Source organism: Streptomyces sp. LZ34, assembly GCF_053890475.1.
Genome location: NZ_CM132680.1, coordinates 12032258 through 12058209, shown reverse-complemented (window position 1 = coordinate 12058209; position 25952 = coordinate 12032258). Strand labels below are relative to the sequence as shown.

The following is a 25952-nucleotide window of genomic DNA, read 5'->3' as shown; positions in this document are numbered from 1 at the left end:
TCAGGTCGCCGCGCCGACCAGTTGGCGGGCGGCGGCGGCGATCGCCTCCGCGTCGATCCCGGCCGCGGCCAGTTGCTGCGCCGGGGTGGCGGAGACCGGCATGTCGCGTACGGCGAGCCTGGCCGTGCGGGGCGCCGGGTGGCCGTCGCAGAGGGCCTCGAGCACCGCGTCCCCCAGCCCGCCCTCGGGGTGGTGGTCCTCGACGGTGACCAGGCTTCCCGTCAGATCGGCGGCGGCCCTGAGGGTTTGCGCGTCCGCCGGCTTGACCGTGTACAGGTCGATGACGCGGGCGGGGATGCCCTCCTGGGCGAGCCGGTCGGCGGCGGCGATCGCCTCGTGCAGGGTCACTCCGGCCGCGACGATGGTCACGCGGTCCTCGTCCGTGGCGCGTACCAGCTTGCTGCCGCCGATCGGGAAGCGTTCGGAGGGCGGGTAGATGACCGGGGTCTTGCCACGCGTGATGCGCAGATAGCGGATGCCCGACTCCTCGGCCATCGCGGCGGTGAGCTGGGCGGTCTGGTTGGCGTCGCACGGGTACAGCACCGTGCTGCCGTGCACCGCGCGGAGGGCCGCCAGGTCCTCGAGGCCCATCTGCGACGGGCCGTCCTCGCCGATGGCCACCCCGGCGTGCGACCCGACCAGGTTGAGGTCCGCCCGGCTGATGGAGGCCATCCGTACGAAGTCGTAGGCGCGGGTGAAGAACGCCGCGAAGGTGGACGCGTACGGGGTCCAGCCGCGCGCCTGGATCCCGACGGCGGCGGCCACCAGCTGCTGTTCGGCGATGTAGCACTCGAAGAACCGCTCGGGGTGCTCTTTGGCGAAGAGCTCGGTGCGGGTGGAGTCGCCGACCTCGCCGTCGAGCACGACCACATCGCCGCGGGCCGTGCCGAGGGCGGCCAGCGCCTGCCCGAACGCGTCCCGCGTCGCGACCTCTTCGCCGAGGTCGAAGCGCGGCAGACTCAGGAGGCCCTCGCGGGACGGCTGCGCGCCGCCGACCGCGGGCGGGCCGAGGACCGGTACGGCCATCTCCCGTACGCCGCCGAGTTCGGCGATCGCCTCCTCGGGGTCCGGCAGCGGCTTGCCGTGCAGGCCCTCCCGGTTCTCCACCGAGGCCACGCCCCGGCCCTTCACGGTGCGGGCGATGATCGCCGTGGGCCGGCCGACCGTGGACACCGCCTCGCCGTAGGCGCGGTCGATCGCGGCGATGTCATGGCCGTCGATCTCGACGGTGTGCCAGCCGAAGGCGTGCATGCGGCGCGCGTACGCGCCGAGGTCCCACTCGTGGCGGGTGGGCCCGTGCTGGCCCAGCCGGTTCACATCGATGATGGCGGTGAGGTTGTCGAGGTGCTCGTACCAGCCGTGCTCGACGGCCTCCCACACCGACCCCTCGGCCAGCTCACTGTCCCCGCACAGAACCCAGACGCGGCTGTTCACCTTGTCCAGGCGCTTACGGGCGAGCGCCAGCCCGACACCGACGGGCAGCCCCTGCCCCAGCGACCCGGTGGCCACATCCACCCACGGCAACCGCGGCGTGGGGTGTCCCTCCAACCGGCTGCCGAGCTTGCGGAAGGTGAGGAGTTCCTCGTCGCTGATCGCCCCGGCCGCCTTGAACAGGGAGTACAGCAGCGGTGACGCATGTCCCTTGGAGAAGACCAGGTGGTCGTTGCCGGGGTGGCGGGGCTGTTCGAAGTCGTAGTGCAGGTGGTTCGCCAGCAGGACGGCCATCAGGTCCGCGGCCGACATCGACGAGGTCGGATGGCCGGACCCCGCCGCCGCGGCGGCCCGCACCGAGTCCACCCGGAGCTGCTGCCCGAGCTCGCTGAGCAGGTGGTCTTGCATATCTCTCCTTCCGATTGCGGGGCCGTGGCTCCCTGGTCCCTGGTCCCTCAGCGGCCGTGCGGGGCCGTGTGGGGCATCCGGATCCGCTCGGGCGCCTCGGTGTCCAGCGGGACCGCCCAGGAGGGCACCATCCCCAGCTGTACACCCTGGGGTGGCAACACCGCGTCGATCAGCCAGTCGGCGGCGACCCGGGCGCGGTTGCCGGGCATCGCCATCAGGTGGTAGCAGCGGGTGACCATGTTGGCCACCGGTCCGGACAGCGGCACACGCAGCGGATTGGCGGCTCCCTGCAACCCGCCGAGGTCGACGGTGAAGCCGAGGTCGTGGTGTTTGTACGGGCGCCGCGTGCCGTACCCGAGCGAGGCGGCCACATTGCGGCCCGCCACCTTGCCCTGCCGCTGGGCGTGTTGCGCGGTCATCGGCGTGTACTGGCCCGGGCGGGTCAGGTCGGGCACCGCCGCCGCGTCCCCGCAGGCCAGCACCTCGGGGTGGCCCGGCACGGCGAGGTACTGGTCGACGCACAGCCGCCCCCGCTCGGTCGGCAGACCGACGTCGGCCACCAGCGGGTCGGGGCGGACGCCCACGCACCAGATCAGCGACCGGGTCGCGATGAACTCACCGGTGTTGAGCAGCACGCCGTCCACGGTGGCCTCCTTGACCGAGGTTCCCGTACGGATGTCCACGCCGCGTTTGGTCAGCACCCGGTCCGCGGTGTCGGACAGCCTCCGGTCGAGCTCGGGCAGCACCCGGTCGGCGATGTCGAGCAGCAGCCAGCGCGGCGGCGGAGCGCCGCGCAGCCCGGCGTTGTGGCGGGCGACCGTGTCGGTGAGCAGCACCCCGTGGGCGGCCACCTCGGTGCCCGTGTACCCCGCGCCGACCACCACGAAGGTGCAGCGGGCGGCCCGCTCCACGGGGTCGTCGGTGGCTCCGGCCAGCTCGATCTGGCGGATCACGTGGTCGCGCAGGTAGAGCGCCTCGGGCAGGCCCCGGAAGCCGTGCGCGTGCTCGGCCACGCCGGGGATCGGCAGCAACTTGTTGACGCCGCCGACGGACAGGACGAGCCGGTCGTAGTCCATCCGGCCGCGCCGGCCCTCGGGGTCCGTCCAGCCGATCCGGCGGGCGTCGAGATCGACGGAGTCGACCTCGCCGAGCACCAGGCGGACCCCCGGCAGGGTCTGGGTCAGGGAGACCGAGACCCGGCGGGGCTCCAGGACCGCGGCCGCCACGTCCGGCAGCAGCGGCAGATACAGAAAGTAGTCGTTGGGGTTGACCAGGACGATCTCCGCCTCGTCCCGCAGGGTGCGGGAGAGCGTACGGGCCGCCTGGTAGCCGGCGAATCCGGCGCCGACGATCACGATGCGGACTCGGTTCACGCGGGGCTCCCGGGCGTGTGGATCTCACAGAACGCTCCAAGTGCCCCCCTTGCACCGAGGCCAAACCCGTGCGACGGCTGGGCCCTCTTCCCAGGGTTCGGTTCTCCCCCGGCTACCGCTGGGAGGTGTCCCCTCCCAGCTCCCGCTGGGAGGTGTCCCGGCCGGGCCGGGCTTCAGGGGCCCGCGCGCCCCTGACCCCCCGCCGCCGTGCCGCGTCCGCGGCCCGTCACCGCCGAGCCCGCGCCACCTCCTCGGAGACGCGCTCGTCCCAGTCGATGCGGTAACCGGTCAACCAGTCCGCGCCGCCGGTGTCCGCCCGGTCGAGTTTCCGCGGCAGTATCGCGTCCCGCAGGGCCCGGCCCACCGGCCCGGGCGCGGTGCGGCGGACCAGGCCCGCGCTCGTCGCGACCACCCGCTCCACCCGCTCGCGGCGCAGCCTCTCGTACGCGGCGAAGGCCGGCCGGGGGCTGCGCAGGTCGCGCAGGCACTTGGCGAGCACCACGCCGTCCTCGATGGCCAGTGACGCGCCCTGGGCGGCGTTCGGCGCACAGGCGTGCACCGCGTCCCCCACCAGGACCATCGTCTCGTCGGACCAGGTGGGCGTCGAGGCGATGTCGTAGGCGTTGGTGGCGACGATGGACTCGCCGCTCGCACGGATGATCTCGGCCGCGGGGGTGTTGTCCTCCGCGAACAGACCGGCGAGCTGCTCCCGCCACTGCTCCGGGGTGATCGCCGCGAGCTCGTCCTTGGACAGCTCGGTGCCCGGGGTGTTGACGAACCACCAGACCTCACCGTCGGGGGCCGTGGTGCAGCCGAAGAACGCGCGCTTGCCGTAGATCATGGCGTAGGTGTCGCGGTCCGGTGGCGACGCGGCGTCCCGGGTGTAGCCGCACACCGTGTGCTGGCCGGTGAAGCGCGGCCGGGGCGCCGCGGCTTCGATGGTCCTGCGGATGAGGGAGTGGATTCCGTCGGCGCCGACGAGCACGTCCCCCTGTGCCCGCCCGCCGTCCGCGAAAGACGCCACCACGCGTCCGTCAGGGCCGGTCTGGGCCGCCAGGAGGCGCTTGCCGTGCTCGACGCGCACGCCGCGGCTCGCCGCCTCCTCGCGCAACACCCGCCCCAAGGTGGCGCGTTTGATCGTACGGGCGCCGAGCGCGCCCTCCTCGGAGCCGGCCATGGGCCGCCCGCCGAGCCGTTTGCCGGTGTTGCTGATGAAGTCGGCGCGGCCTGCCGGGAAGGAGTTGTCCAGCACCGGCTGGTGTGCGTCGATGGTGCGCAGCGCCTCCATGCCGTTGGCGGAGATGAGCAGGAACGCACCCGCCTCGGTGTCGGCTGTCTCGGCTGTGTCAGCTGCATCGTTGGTGGGGTACGCCTCGTACACGGCCGCGTTGATCCCGGCCTTGCGCAGGGCGATCGCGGTCACGGTTCCGGCGATTCCGCCACCGATGATCAGGGCATTGGTCATGGTGCTCCGTGGAGTGGGGTGGGGTGGGGGGACTGTGGGTGGTGCGGGTGCTTCTCGGCACAGCGCTATCAGGGTCGGCCGACGCCGTCCAGTCCCCGGCCGATGTGACGCCGGGTCCCTCGCGGAACGGCGGCATTTTAAGGTGTCATTGACGCTCGTGTGTGGGGGGAGGGGGCAACTGTGCGATGGCGCGTGGTGCTTCGGGGCGGTGTGGCCGCCTTGTCGGTCGGCGTGCTGCTGGCCGGCTGTTCATCGGGGTCCGGCGGGCCGGGCCCCAAAGGCTCCGGTGCGCCTCCGGACTTGGGGTCGCCGCCGTCGGTGAACGACGCGCCTCAGCCGAGCCCGAGCCCGGCCGGCCCCGACTTCACGGTGCGCCCCGACCGGGTGCCCGACACCTCCGCGCGGGCGCTGCGGCTGGCCCGCCAAGTGATCGCCGGGCCGCGGGACTTCGGGGCGGAGTTCGTGCGGCAGCGCCCCTTCGAGAGCGATGCGCGTACCTGGGCGGTGCTGGACGGAGCGTGTGTGTGGCAGCGCGAGGAGCTGCCCGAGGGGGTGCTCGCCAGTCTGTCGCAGCACAGCGTGCTGCCCGCCAAGGAGGCCGGGAAGGGGCCGGTGCGGGTGATGGCGGTGGTATCGGTGCACGCCGATGCCGACAGCGCCGACCAGGAGATGGCCACCACGCTGGAGGAGGTGGTGCGCTGCCCCGAGCAGCGGCTGAACCAGGACGAGCGGATCATCTCGCTGTTGTCCTCGGGCGCCCCGTGGGGGCGGCGGGGCCAGGAGACGGCGGACGACCAGATCTGGGAGCACGGCGAGTACGAGAGCGACTCGGCCGGCGGCCCGTATCCCTACATCTGGGGCAGCTCGCGGATCGGGCCGGTGACCGTGGCGGTGATGATCAAAGGAGCCAAGGGATACAGCGAGAAGGAGACCGACGACATGCTGTACTCCCCGCTGATCAAGATGGCCCAGGCCGTGAAGGAGGAGCTGAAGTGATCCCGCTGCGTTCCGGGGATCCGGCGCGGATCGGGGGCTACCGGCTGCTGGCCAGACTCGGCGCGGGCGGCATGGGCGTCGTCTACCTCGCCCGCTCCCCCGGCGGCGCCCTCCTCGCCCTCAAAGTCATCCAAGCCGAATACGCCCACGACCCCCAATTCCGCACCCGCTTCCACCGCGAAGTCACCGCCGCCCGCCGCATCAACACCCCCTGGGCCGCCACCGTCCCCGACGCCGACACCAACTCCGACACCCCCTGGCTCGCCACCACCTACATCCCAGGCCCCTCCCTCACCGAAGCCATCACCACCCACGGACCCCTCCCCCACACCACCACCCACACCCTCGCCACCACCCTCGCCCAAGCACTCCACGCCATCCACCAAGCAGGACTCATCCACCGCGACGTCAAACCCGCCAACATCCTCCTCGCCCCCGACGGCCCCCGCCTCATCGACTTCGGCATCGCCCGCGCCCTCGACGACACCGCCATCACGGCCACCGACATGGTGATCGGCTCTCCCGGGTTCCTGTCGCCCGAGCAGGCGCAGGCGCATGGCGCGGTCATCGGGCCGCCGAGCGACATCTTCTCGCTCGGCTGCGTCCTCGCCTACGCCACCACCGGACGCCCGCCGTTCGGCACCGGCGCCCCCGCCGCGGTCCTGTTCCGCACCGTCCATGACGCGGTCCCGCTGGACGGCGTGCCCGATCAACTGCGCCCGCTCGTCGAGGCCTGCCTGGACAAGGACCCCGGGCGCCGGCCGACCGCCGCTGACCTGGCGCGGGAGTTGGCCCGGGACGTCCCGCCGGAGGGTGACGGCTGGCTGCCGGAACCGGTCGTCCATCTCATCGCGGAGCGGTCGGCGGCGCTGGTCGGTCTGCCGGGCGTCGAGGCGACCGAGGCCGACCCGGCGGGGGAGCCGGGGAAGGCACCGGCCCGGCCCGGCCGCCGGCGGTTGCTGGCGGCCTCCGGGGCCGTGGTGCTCGCGGGCGGCGGCCTCGCGGCGTGGGCGGCCTGGGGCCGGGACGCGAAGGGAGCCGAGAAGGCCCCCGGGCTGCCCCGCCGTACCGTGGCGCTGCACGCGGATCTGTCGGGCGGCGCCGCCGCGGCGGGCCGGGCCCAGGCCAGGGGCGCCCAGTTGGCGGTCGAGGAGTTCAACGCCCGCGAGGACAGACCCTTCGAGCTGGTCCTGAAGGTGTTCGACGACGGCGGTCGGCCGGACGTGGCGAAGGCCGTCGCGAAGAAGCTGACCGCCGACCGCTCGGTGCTGGCCGTCATCGGCCCGACCACCGACGAGACGGCCGAGACCGCCGTCGCGGTCTATGACGAGGCGAAGCTGCCGATGCTGGCGGTGTCCGTCAGGACGTTCCCGCCGGCCGTCGCCTACCGATCGGCCCTGCTGGCCCGGCCGGAGTACATCTGGCAGGGGTACCCCCTCGGCCTCCGGCTCCGGCAGACGCTGCACAGCCGGCGGATCGGGCTGATCGAGGACCGGAAGGGCGACGACTACAGCCAGCGGCTCGCCCTGACGTTCGCCCGCTTGATGCAGTCGGCCCAGTACGAGATCGTCCCGAAGGTCGTCCGCGCGGGAACCGACGACTTCGGCCCGGCCGTGTCGTATCTCATGGGCGAGAAGGTGGCGGCAGTGGTCTTCGCGGGCTTCTGGGAGTCGGCGGCGAAGGTCGCCCGGGAGCTGGACGGGGCGGGGTTCCGCGGGCCCCGTTACGCCACCGAGCCGGTCGTCGACCCCCGCTTCGTGGCGCGGGCCGGGCAGGCGGCCGAGGGGTGGACGTGTACGGCCACGTTCGTCGACCCGGCCGCCAAACCGTCCGCGGCCGGCTTCATGACCGCCTACCGGCGCCGCTTCAAGGCCGCACCGGAGCGGTACGCGGCCGAGGCCTACGACGCGGGGCGGCTGCTGGCCCGGAGCATCCGGACCGCCGGCGGGCGGGCGCCGGCCCGGGCCTCGGTGCTGTCGCAACTGCTGAAGACGGACTATCAGGGCATCACCAAGAAGTTCACGTTCAGCGCGGAGGACCGCTCCTTCGAACACACGAAGGGGACGCTCTTCCTGTACCGGGTCCAAGGGGGCCGGTTCCGCTTCCTGGGCGACGCCCCGTACGAGGACGGCTAGCCGTGCGGCCGCTGCGTTCCGGGGATCCGGCGCGGATCGGGGGCTACCGGCTGCTGGCCAGACTCGGCACGGGCGGCATGGGCGTCGTCTACCTCGCCCGCTCCCCCGGCGGCGCCCTCCTCGCCCTCAAAGTCATCCAAGCCGAATACGCCCACGACCCCCAATTCCGCACCCGCTTCCACCGCGAAGTCACCGCCGCCCGCCGCATCAACACCCCCTGGGCCGCCACCGTCCCCGACGCCGACACCAACTCCGACACCCCCTGGCTCGCCACCACCTACATCCCAGGCCCCTCCCTCACCGAAGCCATCACCACCCACGGACCCCTCCCCCACACCACCACCCACACCCTCGCCACCACCCTCGCCCAAGCACTCCACGCCATCCACCAAGCAGGACTCATCCACCGCGACGTCAAACCCGCCAACATCCTCCTCGCCCCCGACGGCCCCCGCCTCATCGACTTCGGCATCGCCCGCGCCCTCGACGACACCGCCATCACCGCGCGGGACGTGGTCATAGGATCGCCCGGTTATCTCTCGCCCGAGCAGGCCCTGGGCCGGGGCCCGGAGCTCGGGCCGCCGAGCGACATCTTCTCGCTCGGCTGCGTCCTCGCCTACGCCGCCACCGGACGCCCGCCGTTCGGCACCGGTCCGGTGGCCGCGATGCTGTTCCGTACGGTGCACGACACGGCCGATCTGACCGGCGTGCCCGATCAACTGCGCCCGCTCATCGAGGCCTGCCTCGACAAGGACCCCGAGCGCCGGCCGACCGCCGCCGAGATAGGGCGGCGGCCGGCGGACGGCGAGCCGCCGCCGGACGGTACGCGGTGGCTGCCGCGGCCGGTCGCCCAGCTGATCGCCAAGCGCTCGGCGGAGCTGCTGGCGCTGCCCGACATCCCGCCGACCGTGGTCGGTCCGGCGGGTGGGGCGCCGCAGCCGCGCCCCGGCCGCCGCGGCTTCCTGGTGCTGGCCTCGGGCGGCGCGGTGCTGGCGGCCGGGGGCGGCTTCGCCATCTGGGCGGCCGCGCGCCCCGACGGGGGCGGCCGGGCGGGCGGGGGCGGCCGGCGCACCCCGCCCCGGTGGACGGTCGGGGTGCACGCGGATCTGACCGGCGGGCAGGCCGCGGCCGGGACGGCCCAGCGCCGGGGCGCCGAGCTGGCGGTGGAGCACCTCAACGCCCGTGCGGACCGGCCCGTCACGCTCGCCCTCAAGGTCCTGGACGACCGTGGCGCCCCGGCCGGCGCGCGTACCGTCGCCCAGCGGATGGCCACCGACCCCGCGGTCATGGCGGTCATCGGGCCGACGACCGACGCGACCTGCGCGGCCGCGATCGGCACCTACGACCAGGAGTCGCTGCCCCTGCTGTCGGTGTCGGTCGGCACGGCCGAGGTGTCCACCGTCGAGTACACGTCCTATCTACAGACCCGGCCGGACGACGGCGGCCTCGGCCTTCCGCTGCTGTCCTATCTCGCCCGGCACATCCGGCCGCACCGCACGGCCCTGGTCGACGACCGCGCCGCCGGGGACTACAGCTGGAACCTCATCCGGTCGATGGCCACCGCGATGCGCGGCGGGGACCTGCCGTCGGTGACCGTCACCGTCCCGGCGGGCGCGAGGGACTTCGGCCGGGCGGTGGACGAGGTGCGCCGAAGCGGCGTCCGCGCGGTGGTCTTCGGCGGCCTCGCGCCCCGGGCCGCGCGGTTCGCCCGGGAGTTGGCGTCCGCCGGTTTCACCGGAGCACGGCTGGCCACGCAGCCGGTCATCGACGCCGCGTTCCCGGGGCGGGCGGGCGAGGCGGCGAACGGCTGGCTGCTCAGCTCGGCGTTCACCGACGCGACGGCCCTGCCCGCGGCGCGGCCCTTCGCGGCCGCCTACCGGAAGCGGTACAGGGCCGCGCCCGGGCGCTACGCCGCGGAGGCGTACGACATCGTCGGGCTCATCGCCCAGGCGCTGCGCGAGCTGGGTCCGCAGGGCGTCGACCGGGAAGCCATGGCGCGCCGGCTGCGCGCGGTCCGGTACCGGGGGATCACCAAGACGTACGGATTCGAGCGGGGCAACGGCTCCCTGACCCCGGGCACCGGGCTGTTCCTCTACCGGGTCGAGAAGGGGCGGTTCCGTTTCCTGGGCGACTACGAGACGGCGACGCGCGCCTGAGACCGCCCCGGTCGGCGCTACTTCAGCAGCCGGGACAGCCGCCGGTCGGCGAGCGGCTTTCCGCCGGTCTGGCAGGTGGGGCAGTACTGGAGGGAGGAGTCCGCGAAGGACACCTCGCGGACCATGTCGCCGCACACCGGGCAAGGCTCGCCGGTACGGCCGTGCACCCGCATGCCGCCGCGCTTCTCCGCCTTCAGGTCGCGCGCCGCCAGCCCCCGGGAGCGCTCGACGGCGTCGCGCAGCGTGGCGCCCATCGCCCCGTAAAGCCGGGCGACCTCCTCCTCGGTCAGGTCTCCGGCCAGCCGGTAGGGCGACATCCGGGCGGCGTGCAGAATCTCGTCCGAATAGGCGTTGCCGATGCCGGCGATGACGCTCTGGTCGCGCAGCACGCCCTTGATCCGGTGGCGCACTCCGCGCAGCAGCCCGGCGAACGCCTCGAGGGTGAAGGACTCCGCCAGCGGGTCCGGCCCCAGCCGGGCGATGCCCGGCACCTCCTGGGGGTCGCGCACACAGGAGACGGACAGCGCCTTGTGGGTGCCGGCCTCGGTGAGGTCGAAGCCGGAGCCCTCCGGGCCGGCCAGGCGCAGCCGCAGCGCGAGCGGGCCCTTGCCCGGGCGGGGCGGGGCCTCCGGGAGGCCGTCCCGCCAGCGCAGCCAGCCCGCCCTGGCGAGGTGGAGGACCAGATGCGGGCCGTCGGTGGCCAGGTCGAGGAACTTGCCGTGGCGGCGGACCGCGGTGACGGTGCGCCCTTCGAGGTCGGTCAGCGGCGGGTCGTACGTCTTCAGGACGCTGATCGCGGCGGGGTGGACGCGGGCGATCTCCCGGCCGACGGCGCGCTCGGCCAGGATCTGGGCCAGGGCCTCCACCTCCGGCAGTTCCGGCATGAGACCAGTGTGCCGCAGCGGCCGGGCCCCCGCCGGTCACCCCGCCGGCGGCGCTGAGCTGCGGGTCCGATGGCCCGCCCCTACGCTGACCCAAGAGCCGGACCGGCGCCGCGCACCGGCTCGGCACGCCCGCGCCGCCCCGCCGTACCACGTCTCTCCCCGTCCCGCACGGAGGCTTCCCCCATGGTCGACACCGCACAGCACGAGCGGTCCACGCGACATCACGCTGCGTCATTCCTCCGCTACGAACGGTACGAGGGAGGCAGCCTGGAGGCGGAGCGGCTGGTCCTCGACAAGCTGGCGCACGAGCTGGTGGGCGTGCAGCGGGCGAACCGGCACGGCGGCGGCCCCGCGCACCTCCTGCGCACCTTTCACACCAAGCCCGCGCTCGGCGTGGACAACGCCCGGCTGCGCTTCCACGACGACCTGCCCGAGGCGCTGCGGGTCGGCTACGCGCAGCCGGGCGCCGAGTACCCGGCCACGGTACGGCTGTCCAACGCGAACGGCACCGAGCGGCCCGACGCCGCGCCCGATCTGCGCGGGATGGCCGTGCGGGTGCTGGCCGGGCCCGAGGGGACACACGATCTGCTGGCCACCAGCTTCCCGGTGTCGCACGCCGCCGACGCGCGCGAATACGTCGCCTTCGCCAAGGCCATGGCGGGCGCGGGCAGCGCCGCCGAGCAGGCCTTCGGGCTGCTGGTGAAGCTTCCGCTGGCCGTCGGCTGGTCCACCGCCGCCCGGATGCGCCGCAATGTGCACACCGCCGCCCGGTACGCCGTCGGCTCGCTGGCCCGCGAGACCTTCTGGAGCTGCGGAGCGATCCTGTGGGGCGACGCGGGGCCGGTCCGCTACCAGCTGCGCCCCGCCCCCGGCGGCACCCCGGCCCCGCCGCCCGACCGCGGCGATCCCGGCTACCTCCACCGGGAGCTGACGCAGCGCCTGTTCACCGGCGACATCTGCTTCGAGCTGTGTGTGCAGCGGTATCTGGACGAGCGCCGCACCCCGGTCGAGGACGGCTCGGTGGAGTGGCAGGAGAGCGACACGCCCGTCGTCCCGGTGGCCCTGCTGACCGTGCCGCGCCAGGACCTGGACGCGGCCGCGGCCCACTCGGCGGCGCGCCGGGTGGAACAGCTCGCCTTCAACCCCTGGTACACCACGGAGGAGTTCCGCCCGCTGGGCAACCTCAACCGCGCCCGCAAGGCCGCGTACGAGGCGAGCGGCGCTCATCGGCCGGGGCCGCGCTTCACCCCCGTCGAACCGCTCACCCCCGTCGAGCCGTTCATCCCCCTCGAACCGCTCACCTCCGTCGAACGGCTCGCCCCCATCGAGCCGTTCACTCCCGTCGCACCGCGCCGTGACGCCGTCCTGCCGGCCCCGGTGCGCGCGGCCTTCGACCTGGTCAACCGGTACGTCCCCTGGCACCGGCTACCCCTCCCCGCCGGGCTGCGGGACCTGGTGGCGCCGCGCCCGTCGTTCCCCCGCGCCGGCGACCTGCTCAAGCCGCCGATGGGCACGCTCGGCCAGGTCCTCGGCCGCGGCCCCTCACCCTCGCCGTCGGCGTACCGGCGGAGCGGGTGAGGGACCGTGCACGGCTCGGCCGGTGGCCGTTCGAGGCGCTGCGCACGCGAAAAGCGACCTTGACCGGTTTACCGACGCGGTAGGGTGTGGCGTTCGTCGCGAGCGGCAGCCGAGCAGCGGGAGTCGGTGCATGGACAGCGAGGTCACGGCGGGCCCACCGCGGCGCGTCACCATCAGGGACGTCGCCGCGCGGGCCGGGGTCTCCAAGGGCGCCGTGTCGCTGGCCTTCAACGACCGCCCGGGCGTCTCGCAGGCCACCCGGGCCCGGATCTTCGAGGCCGCCCGGGAGTTGGGCTGGGCGCCGCATCTCTCCGCCCGGTCGCTGTCCAACGCGCGGGTGGACGCCGTGGGTCTGGCCATCGCCCGGCCGGCCCGGATGCTGGGGCTCGAGCCGTGGTTCATGGAGTTCGTCTCGGGCATCGAGAGCGTGCTCGTCGAGCGGTCCTGCTCGCTGCTGCTGCGGCTGGTGCGGGATGTGCGGGAGGAGATCGCGGTCCAGGAGGCGTGGTGGCGGGGGCGGCAGGTCGGCGGGTCGATTCTCGTCGACCTCCACGACGGAGATCCGCGCGTCCCCGAGCTGCGCCGGCTCGGGCTGCCCGCCGTGGCCGCCGGGCACCCCTCCCTGGTCGGCGGCTTCACCTGCGTATGGACCGACGACGGCAGCGCCGTCACCGAGGCGGTGCGCTATCTGGCGGCCCTGGGCCACCGGCGGATCGCCCGGGTGAGCGGCCCCGCCACGCTGGGGCACAGCGTGATCCGCACCGCCGCCTTGGAAGCGGCCGTGCGGGAGCTGGGCCTGGCCGACGGGCGCACGGTCGCCACCGACTTCTCGGGGGAGGAAGGGGCGCGCGCCACGCGGGCGCTGCTGGCCTCGGCCGACCGGCCGACGGCGATCATCTACGACAACGACATCATGGCGGTGGCGGGCCTGTCGGTGACCGCCGAGATGGGTCTGTCGGTGCCCGCGGACGTCTCGCTGCTGGCCTGGGACGACTCCCAGCTGTGCCAGCTCACCCACCCCACGCTGTCGGCGATGAGCCACGACGTCTTCGGCTTCGGGGCCGAGGTCGCCCGCCGCCTGTTCGACGTACTCGGCCAGGCGGCGCCCAGCGCCCACCAAGCGCCCACTCCGGCCCTCACCCCGCGCGGCAGCACCGCCCCGCCACGGCGGCCCTGAACCGGTTAAGCGAGGGCCGGCGGGCGAGCGTGCCGACCGGATGAACCGGCCCGCCCCGGGGCCCGCCGGGGCGCGCGCGTCCGGCCGCAGGTGGTACGGATAGCCGGGTGCCCGGCAGCGAGCACGAACCGAGCCGGGAAACAGGCCCAGGGAGCGGTTCCGCATGGAGTGGTTCACCTCATCCGACTACTGGCTGACCCGGCTGGTCTTCCAACGGGGGCTGGCGGCCGTCTACCTGATCGCCTTTGTGGTCGCGGCGAGCCAGGGGCGGGCCCTGATCGGCGAGCGGGGCCTGACGCCGGTGCCCCGGTTCACCGCGCGGGTGCCGTTCCGGCGCTCCCCGAGCCTCTTCCACCTCCATTTCTCGGACCGCTTCTTCACCGGCTGCGCCTGGCTGGGGGCCGCGCTCGCCGCCGCGGTGGTGGCGGGGGCCGCGGACCGGGTGCCGCTGTGGGCCGCGATGCTGATCTGGCTGGTGCTGTGGCTGCTGTATCTGTCGATCGTCAACGTGGGGCAGGTGTGGTACGGGTTCGGCTGGGAGTCGCTGCTGCTGGAGACCGGCTTCCTCGCCGTCTTCCTCGGCAACGCCCGCACCGCGCCGCCGGTCCTGGTGCTGTGGCTGCTGCGCTGGCTGCTGTTCCGGGTCGAGTTCGGCGCCGGACTGATCAAGATCCGGGGGGACCGCTGCTGGCGGCAGCTGACCTGTCTGTACTTCCACCACGAGACTCAGCCGATGCCGGGCCCGCTGAGCTGGTTCTTCCACCGGCTGCCGAAGCCCTTGCACCGGGTCGAGGTCGCGGCCAACCACTTCGCCCAGCTGATCGTGCCCCTCGCGCTGTTCACGCCGCAGCCGGTGGCGAGCGTGGCCGGGGGCGTGATCGTGGTCACCCAGCTGTGGCTGGTCGCGTCCGGCAACTTCTCCTGGCTGAACTGGGTGACCATCCTGCTGGCCCTCACCGTGGTCGACGGGCGGCGCGCGGCCCAGGCCCTGGGGCTGCCCGAGCCACCGCCGCTCGCCGCTCCCCCGCTGTGGTTCGAGGCCCTGGTGCCGGCCGCCACCGCTCTGGTGGTGGTGCTCAGCTACTGGCCGGCCCGCAACCTGGTGTCGGGCAGTCAGCTGATGAACTACTCCTTCAATCCGCTGCACCTGGTGAACACCTACGGCGCCTTCGGCAGCGTCAACCGCGCGCGGTTCGAGGTGGTGATCCAGGGCACCGACGAGCCGCTGCCCACGCCGGACGCGGTGTGGAAGGAGTATGAGTTCCGGGGCAAGCCGGGCGATGTGCGCCGGATGCCGCGCCAGTTCGCCCCGTACCACCTGCGTCTGGACTGGATGATGTGGTTCGCCGGGATCTCGCCGGCCTACGCCCGGGCCTGGTTCGGCCCGCTGGTCACCAAGCTGCTGGAGGGTGACCGGGCGACGCTGAAGCTGCTGCGGGTGTGCCCTTTCCCCGACGCGCCGCCCACGCACATCCGCGCCCGCCTGTTTCTGTACCGCTTCACGACCTGGCGTGAGTTGCGGGCCACCGGCGCGTGGTGGCACCGCACGCTCATCCGCGAATTCCTGCCCCCGGTCGCCCTCGACCGCCCGGACAGACCGGCGGGCGAGGACACGCACGGGGCGGGGACGGGGCGGCCTAGCCGCGCAGGGCGATCTCGATGGCGAAGAGGCTGCTGGCCGTGGGGCGGGTCTCGGTGATCTCAAGGCCCGCCTCGGACAGCAGCCGGGTCAGCTGCCGCCTGGTGTGCTTCCTCCCGCCGACGTTGAGGAGCAGCAGCAGGTCCATCCCGGTGGTGACCTTGGGTTCGGGGCTGTCGTCGACCAGGTTCTGCACCAGCACCGCCCGGCCGCCCGAGCGCAGCGCCCCGGCCACATGCCGCAGGGTGGTGACGGTCCGTTCGTCGTCCCACTCCAGCAGGTTCTTCAGGATGTAGAGGTCGCCGGGCGGGACGCCGTCCAGGCAGCTGCCCGCGATCACCTGGGCGCGGTCGGCGAGTTCGCCGCCGGGCCGCAGCGCGGGATCCGCCGAGGCCACCACGGGCGCCAGGTCGTAGAGCACCCCGCTCAGCCAGGGGTACCGCTCCAGGACGGTCCGCAGCAGGTGGCCGCGGCCGCCGCCGACGTCGACCACGACCCGTACGCCGGTCATGTCCAGGGCCTCGGCGACCATGGCCGAGGTGAAGGTGGAGGACTGGGTCATGGCCCGGTTGAACACCTCGGCGGACTGCGGGGCGTCCTGGGAGAGATAGGCGAAGAACTCCTTGCCGTACAGGCGCGGGAAGACCCGCTCGCCGGTGCGTACCGCCTCCTCCAGGTGCGGCCAGGCCTGCCAGGTCCAGGGGGCCACGGTCCACAGCACCTGGTAGCGCACGCTGTTCGGGTGGTCCTCGCGGAGCACCCTGGAGAGCTCGGTGTGTCCGAAGCGGTCCTCGGCCACCTCCGCGAAGACGCCCTGCGCGGCCAGTGCCCGCAGCAGCCGGGCGAGGGCCTCGGGGTGCAGATCCAGCCGGGCGGCGAGCTCGCCCGCCTCGACCGGCTTGTCGTCGATCTCGTCGGGGATCCGCAGTTGAACGGCCGTCATCATCATGGCGGAGACCCACAGGCCCATCGCCAGTTCCTTCACCCGGGCCGCGGTCGCGAGCTCGGGGGTGTAGTCGGTGTCGGTCACAGCGTTTCCGCCTCTCGTGAGGGATGGTGGGCCGCGGCCGGGCCGTCGCCGGACGCGGCGGGGTCCGCCGGGCGCGTGACTTCGTGGCCGCGCGTCAGGGCTGGACCTGGCCGATGCCGCGCTTCCAGTGGTAGAACTGCCGGGCCGAGGCCTCCTGGACGCTGCCCCAGGCGCCCTCGTACGGGGTGACGTACTCGTCCATCGCCTCGCTGATCGACCGGAACAGCGGGTTGTCGTGCTGCGGGGTGAGTGTCTTGGAGAGCGCCTCGTCCGTGCGGACGAGGTGGAAGTACAGGTCCTGGAAGGTCATCAGCCGCCGCTCCTGGACACCCACCAGGTCGGGCAGTTCGGTGGCGTCCGACTCCGCGAACAGGCCGCTGATCGCGGTCTGGTGGTCGCCGGGCTTCAGCCGGGCGACGATCAAGGTCGTGGCCATGGGGATCTCCTCGGTGTGGGGTTGCGGTGGTCGGGGTGGGCCGGCTCAGGAGGCCGCCGCGCGGGCGCGGGCCTCGATCCGGTCGCGGATCAGCGCCATCTGGATCCTGGTGTTGCGATTGATGTGCGCGGTCATGGCGGCGTCGTCGACGGGCGCCCGGGGCGACATGTGGAACTCCTGGACCCAGCGCATCCGCACCCCTTCGGGCTCCGGGGTGAACTCCCAGAAGATGTCCATGAACGCGAAGGGGCCGGTCTCGACGCGGCGGGAGCGGACGGTGTGGGTGGCCGGGTCCGCAGTGCGCTCGGAGACCCAGCTCCAGCGGGTTCCGTCCTCGTCCGGGTGCATGGTGAGGCGGAACCGTATGGTGTCGCCGTCGCGGTGGAGTATCTCGGCCCTCTCGTACTCGCTGAACAGCCGCGGCCAGCTCTCGACGTCGTTCGTGATGTCCCAGACCAGGTCCAGGGGCGCATCGATGACGATGGAGTTGTCGGTGCGGGCATGCTCGGTCGCTTCAGTCGCTTCAGTCGCTTCGATCGCTTCGGTCATGTGTCGGCTCACTCCTCTTTTCCGATACAGGCGTTGACCACCGAGACGGTCTCCCGTGGGGTGCGCATCTGGCTGAGGGCGTCGTCGGGCAGCGTCAGATCGAAGGTGTTCTCGATCTGCGACTGGATCTCCAGTACGGCCAGCGAGTCGTAGCCGAGGTCGGCGAAGTCGGCGTCGAGGTTCTCCCCGTCGATGCGCTCCCCGTCCTGGGCCCCCGCGCTGCCGCGCATGATCCGCCTCAGGTCGTCGATGGTGAATTCGGTCATGGTGTCTCCTTGCTCGTTCACCCGCGCGGGTCCGTCCGGCGCAGGACCAGCGCGGCGTTCATGCCGCCGAAGCCCCGGGCGACCACCAGGGCCGCCCGCACGGGGCCGGGCCGCGGCTCGCCCACCACCAGGTCGAGCCGGTGGTCCGGGTGCGGGGTCACCCCGGCCGCGGTAGGCGGGATGACGTCGTCGCGGATGGCCAGCAGCGCGGTGGCCACGTCCAGCGCGGCGCCCGCGTAGAGCCGGCCGGTCAGCGTCTTGGGCGCGGTGACGGGCACGCCGTACGGCTCGAAGACCCAGGCGAGGGCGTCCGCCTCGGCACGGTCGAGGGCGGGTACGGCGGCGGCGTCGGCGAAGACGACGTCGATCTCCTCCGGGGCCATCCGGGCGTCGATCAGGGCGTTCATGACGGCGCGGCGCAGCCCGGGCTCACGGCCGGAGCCCGGTGGCGGGTCGAAGGTGGCCGCGTGCCCGGCGATCTCGCCGTACGCGTGGCGGGCGCCGCGCCGCCGGGCCGAGCGCGCGTCCTCGACGATCAGCATCGCCCCGCCCTCGCCCGGAAGATGGCCGCAGGCCTCGGCGTCGAAGGGCACATAGGCCCGCGCCGGGTCCTGGCGGGTGGACAGCCGGCCGGTGGAGAGCTGGGCGACCAGACCGTAGGGGCACAGCGAGGCGTCGGTGCCGCCGCTGACCACGAGCCGGGCGCCGTCGCGCAGCACCCGGCGGGAGTGCGCGAGTGCGTCCAGGGCGCCGGCCTGCTCGGCCGCGATGACCCCGCACGGCCCGCGCATGCCGTGGCGGATGGAGATCTGGCCGGTGGTCGCGGCGTAGAACCAGGCGATCGACTGGTACGCGCCGACGTGCCGGGGGCCGCGCGACCACAGCCGTTCGATCTCCCGCTGCCCGAACTCGGTGCCGCCGGAGGAGGAGGCGGTCACGACCGCCATGTCGTATTCGGACAGTTCAGACAGTGCAGATAGTGCAGACAGTCGAGATTTCGCGGATATCTCGGCCCCGGCGTCGGCGAGCGCCGCCTCCGCGGCGGCCAGGCCCAGGTGGGTCCAGCGGTCGGTCTGGACGGCCAGTCTGCTGGGGATGCGCTCTTCGGTGCGGAAGCCGGACACCTCGCCGGCCAGCCGCACCGGATAGCCGGAGGCATCGAAGCGGGTGATGGGGCCGATGGCGCTGTGCCCGCGCAGCATCGCCGACCAGTACTCCTCGACGCCGATGCCCCCCGGCGCGACGATGCCAAGGCCCGTGACGACGGCGGTGGCGGTGCGCGTGGCCGGCCCGGCCGCGGGGGTCACCGGGCCCTCCCGGGCCGGCTGAGCAGCATCGCCGTCTGGAAGCCGCCGAAGCCGCTGCCGACCGAGAGCACCACGTCCATGGTGTGGTCGCGGGCCGTCAGCGGGACGTAGTCCAGGTCGCATTCGGGGTCCCGGTGACACAGATTGGCGGTGGGCGGCACGACCTGGTGCTCCAGCGCCAGCGCGCAGGCGGCGACCTCGATCGCGCCGATCGCCCCGAGCGAGTGGCCGACCATGGACTTGATGGAGCTGACGGGCACCTCGCGGGCCCGCTCGCCGAGCGCGCGCTTGAAGGCGGCTGTTTCGTGGCGGTCGTTCTGCCGGGTGCCGGAGCCGTGCGCGTTGATGTAGTCGACGTCGCCCGGTGCGAGGCGGGCCCGGTCCAGGGCGACCCGGATGGCCTCGGCCATCTCCCGGCCGTCGGGGCGCAGTCCGGTCATGTGGAAGGCGTTGCTGCGGCTCGCGAAGCCCGCGAGCCCGGCGTAGACATGCGCGCCCCGGGCCTCGGCGCGGCCGCGCTCCTCCAGCACCAGCACGGCGGCGCCCTCGCCGAGGACGAAGCCGTCCCGCAGGCGGTCGAAGGGGCGGGAGGCATGGGCCGGGTCGTCGTTGTTGGGCGAGGTCGCCTTGATGGCGTCGAAGCAGGCCGAGGTGATGGGCGAGATGGGCGCGTCGGTGGCGCCCGCGACCATCACGTCGGCCGAGCCCTCGGCGATGAGCTGGGCGCCGTAGCCGACGGCGTCGAGACCCGAGGTGCAGCCGGTGGAGATCAGGCCGACCGGGCCCTCGGCACCGCACGCCCATGCCGTCTCGACGGCGAGCGTGCTGGGCACCATGTACCCGTACAGCTCGGGGACTCCGTAGCGGTGGTCGACCAGGTGGAGCCGGCCGCCGTCGCTCAGGACGACATACTCCTCCTCCAGTCCCGTGGTGCAGCCGACGGCGCTGCCCAGGCTCACGCCGGTGCGGTGCGCGGGCACCTCGGCGGGGGTCAGCCCGCTGTCGGCGAGCGCTTCCCTCGTCGCGGCGACCGCGAACTGGGCGGCCCGGTCCATCCGGCGTATCTCCTGGGGGCTCAGCCCTTCCGCGGCGGGGTCGAAGTCGCACTCGGCGGCCACCTGGGAGCGGAACCCGGTGGGGTCGAAGAGGGAGATCCGCCGGGTGGCGGTGCGTCCGGCGGTGAGCAGCTCCCAGAAACCCTTGGTGCCGACCCCGCCGGGGGCCACCACCCCGATCCCGGTGATGACGGCGGTGCGACTCACCGCGTGTCCCGGGCGAGCGCGCCGGCGGCCGGGGACTGGACCGTCTCGGTGTCCACATGGCCCAGTTCCGGGCGCGGGGCCAGCGGCGAGAGATGGAAGACGATCCTGGCCTGAACGGCTCCGGTGTTGCGCACGCGGTGGCGCATCCCGATCGGGACCATCAGCCCCTGGTCCGCGTGGAGTTCGCGCGGTGTGCCGTCGAGGTCGACCACGAGGTCCCCGCACACCACGTACAGGAACTCCTCGGAGTAGGGGTGGTAGTGCTCGGCCACGTACTCGCCGGGCTCGATGATCGCCACACCGAGGAAGCCGGAGGTGGCACCGACCGTCTTGGGGCTGAGCAGGGTGCGCAGATCTCCGCCGCGCCGGCGATTGGGCAAGGCGTCGTCCAGCGAGACGACGGGGACAGGCTGTGCGGTCACGCTTCCTCCTGGGAAGTGACGGTGGTGAGGTGGGTGGTGCCGGCGCGGTCCGTGGCGCGGCTACGGCCGGGCCCAGGCGCCCGCGCCGGGGGCGGGGGACATCGCGCAGCCCGTGAAGAACGCCCGGAATCCGGCGTCGGTGGTCAGGTCCTGCTCGACGTCCAGGAGGCGGTTGAGTTTCGCCCCCAGCCCGGAACGCGGGACGACGCGGGCGATGTTGTCGAGCTCCTCGGCCGGGTCCGCGGTGGCCTCCCAGAACCGGACGACGAGGTCCTGGCGGGCGAAGATGGTGCTGCTGATCAGGGCGGACGCGAGCTTCTGGGAGGTGCCGGGGGCGATTCCGGCGGCCAGCAGCCGGCGCAGTTCCTCGCCCTTGCCCGGCCGAACCGGGTAGAGCAGGGCGCGGCGGTGCACCGGGAGGTGCGCCGGGTGCGGCCGGGCGTAGTGGGCCCAGCGGGTGAGCCTGGCCCCGATGAGAGACGAGGCCGCCGTCAGCCGGTGGGGCATGCCGCACAGCTCGCGCAGCCCGGCCGCGACGTCCGGGTGCGCGGTGAGGTCGGCGACGAGGCCGTCGAGACCGCCGGTGGTGTCGGCGATGTGCAGCACCCGGCCGGGCGCGGTGAACGTCGCCACCGTCTCGGTGCGCACCTCGCCGGCCTGGGCCGGGGCGAGGCGGCGCAGCAGCCGTGCCACCCGCGTTTCGTTGCCCGGTCCGACCGGAAGTCCCAGAGCGACCCGCTCCATCCGTACCACTCCCCCTGTGTGTGCGGCTGTGTGGTCGGCTCAGCGCGGCCCGGGGACCGGGTCGCGTCCGGGGAACCGGAAAGAGCCGATGCGGCGAGCCTGCACACCGACGCTCAGGAAGCGGACAGGTTTCTCACAAGGGCGGGCGTCGGCCCGGGTCAGCCCGGGGTACGGGTGGCCGCCTCCTGCCGTGTCGCGGGCTCGGCGGCATGCTCGTTCGCCCCTCGTGCGCAGAGGGCGCGGCGATGCGTCGCCGGCGCATAGTAGACCAATCTGTTCCTTATTCGCAGGGTAGACCCCGCTGATACAGTCCGCAAAGGGGCTTGAAGGTGCTTTTCGGAGCAGTGCTCGTCGGGAAGAGAGGCGGCCGGATGAGCGCGGAGGAGGCACCGGCGCCGCCGGTACGGACCCGCCGCAGGGGCGCCGCCCTGGAGCGGGCCATCTACGAGGCGACGATCGCCGAGTGCGCCGAACTGGGCTACGGCAGGCTGACGCTCAAGGGGGTCGCGGAGCGGGCGCGCACCGGGAAGGCCGCGCTGTACCGCCGCTGGAGCACCCCGCAGGACCTGCTGCTCGACGCCTTCGAGCATGTCCTGCTGCCCAGCGAGGAGCTGCCCGAGACGGGCGATCTGCGCGAGGAGCTGGTGGCGGCGCTGCGGCGGATGGCCGACTCCCTCACCGGCCGCACCGGCCCGCCCGCGATGGTGCTGCTGGGGGATCTGCTGCGCCACCCCGAGCTGATCGCGGTGTTCCGCACCCGGTTCATCGAGCCGCGGCTGGAGGCCATCGCGGAGATCCTGCGGCGGGCGGCCGAGCGCGGCGAGATCCCCGGGGAGTCGGCCAGCCCGTTCTCCGCGAGGACCGGGCCCGCGCAGGTGATGATGCACTATCTGCTCAACGGCACCCCGCCGGACGACCGGGCCATCGAGGCCATGGTCGACCAGGTGGTGCTGCCCGCGCTGCGGGCCGGACACCCGGCCGCGGACGGCCCCTGAACGCGCCGCCCGCGGCCTTTCGGGGGCAGGGGCTCAGAAGCCGATGAAGTGGCGCACCGACGGCGCCGTGCGGGTCACCGCCATCCGCTCCAGCGCGTATTCGCGGACCAGTTCCCGGTAGCGGTAATGCCGCCGGCCCGCCGCCCGTTCCCCCGCGACCTCCACCAGTGAGGCGTCGACCAGCCGCATCAGCACCACGTCGACCGTGGTGGTGTCGGTGCCCAGCGCCCGGGCGCCCTGCCCGGCGGTGAACAGCCGGCGCGGCATCAGGGCGAGCCGCAGAAAGGCCTCCTGGGCGTCCTCGTCGAGCTTGCGGAAGCAGCTGTCCAGCCGGTCGTACAGGTCGAGCCCCAGCGCCGAGAGCTCGGAGAGCCGATGCTGCCCCTTGGCGGATCGTATCTTCGCCAGTACGCAGGAGATACTGACCGGCCGCAACGCCATCAGCCGCTCGCCGAGGAAGGTGATGGCCAGCGGCAGCCCGTCCGCCAGCCGCACCACATCGGCGACGGCCTCGGGCTCGGCGTCCGTCCGCTCCCGCCCGATCAGCCGGGTGAGCAGCTGACCGCCCTCCGCGGTGGACAGGCAGCCCAGCGCCACGGTCCGCGCCCCGCGCAGCCCGTACAGCAGGGAGCGGCCGGTGATCAGCACGGCGCAGCCGGTGCCGCCGGGGAGCAGCGGTTCGACCTGCTGCGGCGAGTCTGCGTCGTCCAGCACCAGCAGCACCCGGCGGTCGGAGCTCCAGGTGCGGAACAGCGCCATCCGTCCGCCCAGCGTGGGCGGGATGTCGCGCGGCGCCACGCCGATCCCCCGCAGAATGTGCTCCATCCCCTCCGCCGCGGACACCTTTGACGCGGCGGGCTGCGATCCGCCCAGCGGTACGTACAGCTGTCCGTCGGGGTAGCGGGCGCGGACCGAGTGGGCGAGGTGGATGGCGGTGGCCGTCTTGCCGACGCCCGGCATGCCGACCAGCGCCACCACGGGCAGGCCCGTGCCGTCGCCGTGGGCCGCGAGCAGGCCGCCGACCTCGTCGAGCACGGTCTGCCGCCCGGTGAAGTCGACGGTGTCCCGGGGGAGTTGGGCGGGCGGGGCCGGGGGCTGCGCGCGGCGGGGCGGTGGGGGCGGGACGGCGGCCGGCGGGTCGAGCGAGGGGTCCCCGGCGAGCATGGAGCACTGAAGCCGCTGGAGTTCCGGGCCCGGCTCCAGGCCCAGCTCGTCGACCAGATGGCGGCGCAGGTCGTGGAAGACCTTGAGCGCCTCGCCGCGCCGCCCCGAGCGGTAGAGCGCGAGCATCAGTTTGGCGTGGATGCCCTCGTGCAGGGGCCGGGCGGCGGCCAGCGCCTTGAGCTCACCGGTCAATTCATGATGCCGGCTGAGCTGGAAATCGGCTTCGATGCGCATCTCCAGGGCGCGCAGCCGACTCTCCTCCAGCTCGGTCGCGTGTGCTTCGAGCAGTTCCCCGCAGTCCACATTGCCCAGGGCGCTGCCCTGCCACAGCCCCAGGGCCCGGTTCAGCACTTCCCGGGCGTGTCCCGGGTCCCCCGCGGCAAGCGCCTCCCTGCCTTCTTTGACGAGGACCCGAAAGGAATTGAGGTCGATCGCGCTTTCCGGGACGCGGACGGTATAGCCACTCGGCCGGGTCTGGAGGAACAGTTCTCCGCCGCCGCCCGGGCGGGCCAGGCTGCGGCGGAGTTCGTAGATATAGGTGTGTACGGCGCGAATCGCTTTGTCCGGGGGCCTGCTTCCCCAGAGTTCGTCGATGAGGGCCTTGGTGGGCACGACCTCGTTGTGCCGCAGTATCAGCAGGGCCAGGGCCCGGCGGAGCTTGGGGGCGCTCGGCGTCCGGGCGCGGGTGTCGCTCAGGACTTCGAAGTTTCCCAGAACCTGAAACCTCATACGCGAACTCCCCCGGTTCATTGTGGCGCCATAAGGCCCTGTCCGTGCCCCCGTATTCAGGTCTCAGCCGAGCATACCTCCGGCCTGCATGATCAGTAGATCCGCACCATATTTCGGCTCAATCGCATCTGTGCCTGTTGATACGCGAATCGATTCATGAGCCGCACGCGCCCAGGAGACCGGAACCGGGACCGCCCATACACGCTAAAAATCGCGGGTCAGTTCGACGCATATATTTCTGAACCGGGGTGGCGGATTACCCGCACCGCGCATTCGTCAATGGCCGTGCGGCGCCGAGCGGTGCACCGGCCCATGGGCGGCGAGGCAGTGCTCGTCGCGCGCGTCGCCCTCCCGTGCCGGACCGTCCGCGCCGCGCGGCGGCCGGCGGTCGCCGAGGTGGTCGACCTGCAGGGTGGTGTGGGTGATCCCGTAGTGCTCGCTCAGCACCCGCTCCAGGTCCTCGCGGACGGCGTGGCAGTCGCCGTCCGGGGCCGCGACCAGCACATGGGCCGAGAGCGAGACCTCCCCCGAGGTGATCTGCCAGACATGCAGATCGTGCACCTCGGCCACGGCCGTATGGGACACCAGCCGGTCCCCGATCTCGTCGGGCTCGACCCCGTTCGGCGCGGCCTCCAGCAGCACCCGGCCGGAGGCGCGGACCAGCCCCACGCCGGCCTTGATCATGAGCGCGACCACGGCGAGCGAGGCGATCGCGTCGGCCCGCGCGAAGCCGGTGGTCAGGACGACGACACCGGAGACGGCGGTGCCGATGAAGGCGTAGAGGTCGTTGAGGATGTGCTGGTAGGCGCCTTCAACGTTGAGCGAACTGCGGTTGGCCTTGGACATGCACCAGGCCGCCACGATATTGACGGCCACTCCGGCGATCCCGGTGGCCAGGACCAGGGCGCCATTCACATCGGGCGGGTCGATCAGACGCTCCACCGACTCATAGCCCAGCCACACCGCGAGGAGCAGCAGCGAGAGCCCATTGGCCTGGGCGGAGAGAATTTCGGCGCGTTTGAGACCGTAGGTGTAGCCGCCGCGCGAGGGGCGGGCCGCGAGCCGGATCGCGAACAGCGCGAGAACGATCGACGCGGCATCGGTGAGCATGTGGGCGGCGTCGGAGAGCAGCGCCAGCGAGCGCGCCACCACGCCGATGACGCCCTCGATCACGATGAAGCCGCTGATCAGCGAGAGCGCCGCCAGCAGCCAGCGGCGGTCGGCGTTCTCCGCCACGCTATGGCTGTGCCCGGCATGCCCCTCCCCGTGCCCGTGCGTGTGGGTGCCCACCCGCTCCTCCTCGAATCGCCCATCGGAACAGCGCAATTGAACAGCACATCGGAAAATAATCCAAAGGCTGCAATGGACACGGTTATCAAGTGCCGGAATCACGTGGCGCCGGCGGCGATACGGATTACCTTTCTGAATTCGGCAATGCTTTTCATTGTCGGGCGCGGTCGATGATATGTGCGAGAACGCCCCGGTCCGGGTGAGCTCCACGGAGAGCCGGTGACCGCGCCGGGCCCGGCGCGTTGGCCTGACATGACGACGACGATGCGACGCCGTTCTCTCTCGCAGCCGAGCAGAGCGCTGGACCGGAGCACCGCGGGCGGCGAAACGCTCCATCAGAGCACCTGCGTGCCCATCTACGCCGCCCTGGTCGAGCGCTGGGCCTCCGCGGGCCGGGCCGTGCCGGGGCGCTACGACCGGGAGTGGGCCGAGCTGGTGAACTGCCCGCCCTGGCCCGAGCGGGTCCGCTCCGCCTCCCGGCCCGCCGCTCCCCCGGCGCCCCTCAAGCGCTCCTGA

The 25952-nt window shown here is 73.0% G+C and carries 22 protein-coding genes; 8 read left to right on the top strand and 14 right to left on the bottom strand.

Annotated elements, in window-relative coordinates; genetic code table 11:
• The 3 genes from ACWY4P_RS51645 to ACWY4P_RS51635 all read right to left on the bottom strand — a co-directional run bounded on the left by ACWY4P_RS51645 (position 1) and on the right by ACWY4P_RS51635 (position 4677).
• Positions 1 to 1839 carry a transketolase gene (locus tag ACWY4P_RS51645; protein ID WP_456207751.1) on the bottom strand — a complete coding sequence of 613 codons (1839 nt, stop codon included), beginning with the start codon at positions 1837 to 1839 and terminating at the stop codon, positions 1 to 3.
• A gap of 47 nt (positions 1840 to 1886) precedes the next feature.
• Positions 1887 to 3212, bottom strand: coding sequence for an NAD(P)/FAD-dependent oxidoreductase (locus tag ACWY4P_RS51640; RefSeq protein ID WP_456207750.1), 1326 nt, complete (start codon positions 3210 to 3212; stop codon positions 1887 to 1889).
• 226 nt (positions 3213 to 3438) lie between these two features.
• Complete coding sequence (locus tag ACWY4P_RS51635; RefSeq protein ID WP_456207749.1) at positions 3439 to 4677, bottom strand: FAD-dependent monooxygenase; 1239 nt, start codon at positions 4675 to 4677, stop codon at positions 3439 to 3441.
• A gap of 318 nt (positions 4678 to 4995) precedes the next feature.
• Between ACWY4P_RS51635 and ACWY4P_RS51630 the strand changes: the two genes are divergently transcribed.
• The 3 genes from ACWY4P_RS51630 to ACWY4P_RS51620 all read left to right on the top strand — a co-directional run bounded on the left by ACWY4P_RS51630 (position 4996) and on the right by ACWY4P_RS51620 (position 9964).
• The gene (locus tag ACWY4P_RS51630; RefSeq protein WP_456207748.1) at positions 4996 to 5673 is read left to right on the top strand and encodes a hypothetical protein; all 678 of its coding nucleotides are present in this window, start codon (positions 4996 to 4998) and stop codon (positions 5671 to 5673) included.
• Positions 5670 to 7808, top strand: a complete 2139-nt coding sequence (locus ACWY4P_RS51625; RefSeq protein WP_456207747.1) for a bifunctional serine/threonine-protein kinase/ABC transporter substrate-binding protein — start codon at positions 5670 to 5672, stop codon at positions 7806 to 7808. Before ACWY4P_RS51630 ends, ACWY4P_RS51625 begins: the two co-directional genes overlap by 4 nt.
• 77 nt (positions 7809 to 7885) lie before the next feature.
• The gene (locus ACWY4P_RS51620) at positions 7886 to 9964 is read left to right on the top strand and encodes a bifunctional serine/threonine-protein kinase/ABC transporter substrate-binding protein (protein ID WP_456213331.1); all 2079 of its coding nucleotides are present in this window, start codon (positions 7886 to 7888) and stop codon (positions 9962 to 9964) included.
• Between the two features lie 17 nt (positions 9965 to 9981).
• Here the strand turns inward: ACWY4P_RS51620 and ACWY4P_RS51615 are convergent, their stop codons facing one another.
• Positions 9982 to 10848, bottom strand: a complete 867-nt coding sequence (locus ACWY4P_RS51615; protein WP_456207746.1) for an Fpg/Nei family DNA glycosylase — start codon at positions 10846 to 10848, stop codon at positions 9982 to 9984.
• Positions 10849 to 11031: 183 nt separating this feature from the next.
• Between ACWY4P_RS51615 and ACWY4P_RS51610 the strand changes: the two genes are divergently transcribed.
• The 3 genes from ACWY4P_RS51610 (at position 11032) to ACWY4P_RS51600 (ending at position 15302) form a co-directional block, all read left to right on the top strand.
• Positions 11032 to 12426, top strand: coding sequence for a hypothetical protein (locus ACWY4P_RS51610; RefSeq protein WP_456207745.1), 1395 nt, complete (start codon positions 11032 to 11034; stop codon positions 12424 to 12426).
• Between the two features lie 130 nt (positions 12427 to 12556).
• On the top strand, positions 12557 to 13603 hold the full coding sequence (locus ACWY4P_RS51605; RefSeq protein WP_456207744.1) for a LacI family DNA-binding transcriptional regulator: 1047 nt from the start codon (positions 12557 to 12559) through the stop codon (positions 13601 to 13603).
• Between the two features lie 163 nt (positions 13604 to 13766).
• Positions 13767 to 15302, top strand: a complete 1536-nt coding sequence (locus tag ACWY4P_RS51600; protein ID WP_456207743.1) for a lipase maturation factor family protein — start codon at positions 13767 to 13769, stop codon at positions 15300 to 15302.
• Here ACWY4P_RS51600 and ACWY4P_RS51595 read toward each other — a convergent pair.
• The 8 genes from ACWY4P_RS51595 to ACWY4P_RS51560 form a co-directional block, all read right to left on the bottom strand.
• On the bottom strand, positions 15241 to 16272 hold the full coding sequence (locus tag ACWY4P_RS51595) for a methyltransferase (protein ID WP_456207742.1): 1032 nt from the start codon (positions 16270 to 16272) through the stop codon (positions 15241 to 15243). The genes ACWY4P_RS51600 and ACWY4P_RS51595 overlap by 62 nt on opposite strands.
• A gap of 94 nt (positions 16273 to 16366) precedes the next feature.
• Entirely contained in the window at positions 16367 to 16708 is a 342-nt protein-coding gene (locus ACWY4P_RS51590) for a TcmI family type II polyketide cyclase (RefSeq protein ID WP_456207741.1), read from the bottom strand.
• 45 nt (positions 16709 to 16753) lie between these two features.
• Positions 16754 to 17257 (bottom strand): SRPBCC family protein, encoded by a 504-nt coding sequence (locus tag ACWY4P_RS51585; RefSeq protein WP_456207740.1) that lies wholly within the window; start codon positions 17255 to 17257, stop codon positions 16754 to 16756.
• Positions 17258 to 17265: 8 nt separating this feature from the next.
• Positions 17266 to 17523: an acyl carrier protein gene (locus ACWY4P_RS51580; RefSeq protein ID WP_456207739.1), complete on the bottom strand. Its 258-nt coding sequence runs from the start codon at positions 17521 to 17523 to the stop codon at positions 17266 to 17268.
• Positions 17524 to 17540: 17 nt separating this feature from the next.
• Complete coding sequence (locus ACWY4P_RS51575; protein ID WP_456207738.1) at positions 17541 to 18830, bottom strand: ketosynthase chain-length factor; 1290 nt, start codon at positions 18828 to 18830, stop codon at positions 17541 to 17543.
• Positions 18827 to 20092 carry a beta-ketoacyl-[acyl-carrier-protein] synthase family protein gene (locus ACWY4P_RS51570; RefSeq protein ID WP_456207737.1) on the bottom strand — a complete coding sequence of 422 codons (1266 nt, stop codon included), beginning with the start codon at positions 20090 to 20092 and terminating at the stop codon, positions 18827 to 18829. Before ACWY4P_RS51570 ends, ACWY4P_RS51575 begins: the two co-directional genes overlap by 4 nt.
• The gene (locus tag ACWY4P_RS51565) at positions 20089 to 20514 is read right to left on the bottom strand and encodes a cupin domain-containing protein (RefSeq protein WP_456207736.1); all 426 of its coding nucleotides are present in this window, start codon (positions 20512 to 20514) and stop codon (positions 20089 to 20091) included. Before ACWY4P_RS51565 ends, ACWY4P_RS51570 begins: the two co-directional genes overlap by 4 nt.
• A 60-nt stretch (positions 20515 to 20574) precedes the next feature.
• Positions 20575 to 21258 carry a SchA/CurD-like domain-containing protein gene (locus ACWY4P_RS51560; protein WP_456207735.1) on the bottom strand — a complete coding sequence of 228 codons (684 nt, stop codon included), beginning with the start codon at positions 21256 to 21258 and terminating at the stop codon, positions 20575 to 20577.
• A gap of 371 nt (positions 21259 to 21629) precedes the next feature.
• Here ACWY4P_RS51560 and ACWY4P_RS51555 point away from each other — a divergent pair, with 371 nt between their 5' ends.
• Positions 21630 to 22253 carry a TetR/AcrR family transcriptional regulator gene (locus tag ACWY4P_RS51555; protein WP_456207734.1) on the top strand — a complete coding sequence of 208 codons (624 nt, stop codon included), beginning with the start codon at positions 21630 to 21632 and terminating at the stop codon, positions 22251 to 22253.
• A 33-nt stretch (positions 22254 to 22286) separates the two neighbouring features.
• On the opposite strand, the gene ACWY4P_RS51550 is transcribed toward ACWY4P_RS51555, so the two are convergent.
• Both ACWY4P_RS51550 and ACWY4P_RS51545 read right to left on the bottom strand, forming a co-directional pair.
• Positions 22287 to 24146: a BTAD domain-containing putative transcriptional regulator gene (locus ACWY4P_RS51550; protein WP_456207733.1), complete on the bottom strand. Its 1860-nt coding sequence runs from the start codon at positions 24144 to 24146 to the stop codon at positions 22287 to 22289.
• A 276-nt stretch (positions 24147 to 24422) separates the two neighbouring features.
• Complete coding sequence (locus ACWY4P_RS51545) at positions 24423 to 25436, bottom strand: cation diffusion facilitator family transporter (protein WP_456207732.1); 1014 nt, start codon at positions 25434 to 25436, stop codon at positions 24423 to 24425.
• A gap of 264 nt (positions 25437 to 25700) precedes the next feature.
• Between ACWY4P_RS51545 and ACWY4P_RS51540 the strand changes: the two genes are divergently transcribed.
• Complete coding sequence (locus ACWY4P_RS51540) at positions 25701 to 25952, top strand: hypothetical protein (RefSeq protein WP_319690614.1); 252 nt, start codon at positions 25701 to 25703, stop codon at positions 25950 to 25952.

Excerpts from the sequence above, each read along its gene's own strand:
- ACWY4P_RS51620 (WP_456213331.1), top strand. The coding sequence starts at position 7,886 with ATGGGCGTCGTCTACCTCGCCCGCTCCCCCGGCGGCGCCCTCCTCGCC.
- ACWY4P_RS51555 (WP_456207734.1), top strand. The coding sequence starts at position 21,630 with ATGAGCGCGGAGGAGGCACCGGCGCCGCCGGTACGGACCCGCCGCAGG.
- ACWY4P_RS51585 (WP_456207740.1), bottom strand. The coding sequence starts at position 17,257 with ATGACCGAAGCGATCGAAGCGACTGAAGCGACTGAAGCGACCGAGCAT.
- ACWY4P_RS51590 (WP_456207741.1), bottom strand. The coding sequence starts at position 16,708 with ATGGCCACGACCTTGATCGTCGCCCGGCTGAAGCCCGGCGACCACCAG.
- ACWY4P_RS51605 (WP_456207744.1), top strand. The coding sequence starts at position 12,557 with ATGGACAGCGAGGTCACGGCGGGCCCACCGCGGCGCGTCACCATCAGG.
- ACWY4P_RS51615 (WP_456207746.1), bottom strand. The coding sequence starts at position 10,848 with ATGCCGGAACTGCCGGAGGTGGAGGCCCTGGCCCAGATCCTGGCCGAG.
- ACWY4P_RS51600 (WP_456207743.1), top strand. The coding sequence starts at position 13,767 with ATGGAGTGGTTCACCTCATCCGACTACTGGCTGACCCGGCTGGTCTTC.
- ACWY4P_RS51540 (WP_319690614.1), top strand. The coding sequence starts at position 25,701 with ATGCGACGCCGTTCTCTCTCGCAGCCGAGCAGAGCGCTGGACCGGAGC.
- ACWY4P_RS51550 (WP_456207733.1), bottom strand. The coding sequence starts at position 24,146 with ATGAGGTTTCAGGTTCTGGGAAACTTCGAAGTCCTGAGCGACACCCGC.
- ACWY4P_RS51560 (WP_456207735.1), bottom strand. The coding sequence starts at position 21,258 with ATGGAGCGGGTCGCTCTGGGACTTCCGGTCGGACCGGGCAACGAAACG.
- ACWY4P_RS51635 (WP_456207749.1), bottom strand. The coding sequence starts at position 4,677 with ATGACCAATGCCCTGATCATCGGTGGCGGAATCGCCGGAACCGTGACC.
- ACWY4P_RS51580 (WP_456207739.1), bottom strand. The coding sequence starts at position 17,523 with ATGACCGAATTCACCATCGACGACCTGAGGCGGATCATGCGCGGCAGC.
- ACWY4P_RS51610 (WP_456207745.1), top strand. The coding sequence starts at position 11,032 with ATGGTCGACACCGCACAGCACGAGCGGTCCACGCGACATCACGCTGCG.
- ACWY4P_RS51645 (WP_456207751.1), bottom strand. The coding sequence starts at position 1,839 with ATGCAAGACCACCTGCTCAGCGAGCTCGGGCAGCAGCTCCGGGTGGAC.